Here is a 259-nt window from a genome sequence, read left to right on the forward strand (position 1 = left end):
TACCTTGATTTTCTATATATTTCTTTATCACTTCAATGGGCGCACCACCCGTTGTGAGTAAGCAAAAGCTTCTCAACATCGTGATTCCATTCTACTAAGGAAATATTGTAATTTTCACCCAGTCTAACAAACATATCTTTTGCATAGTCAGATATGGTATCATCAATCACTTGTCTGCGATATTTTACGACCAGAACAAGATGATAATATAGGAGGAACACAGAATGGTTATTACTGTCTAATTTCATTGATATATCAG

At 34.4% G+C, this 259-nt stretch carries 1 pseudogene; it reads right to left on the reverse strand.

Annotated features, from left to right (window positions below):
• Nucleotides 1-248, reverse strand: a pseudogene (locus TEPIDINF_RS14910) (transposase); the annotation flags it as partial.
• Nucleotides 249-259 lie beyond the last annotated feature (11 nt).

It is taken from the genome of Tepidibacillus infernus, assembly GCF_048898065.1.
GTDB classification, from domain to species: Bacteria; Bacillota; Bacilli; order Tepidibacillales; family Tepidibacillaceae; genus Tepidibacillus_B; species Tepidibacillus_B infernus.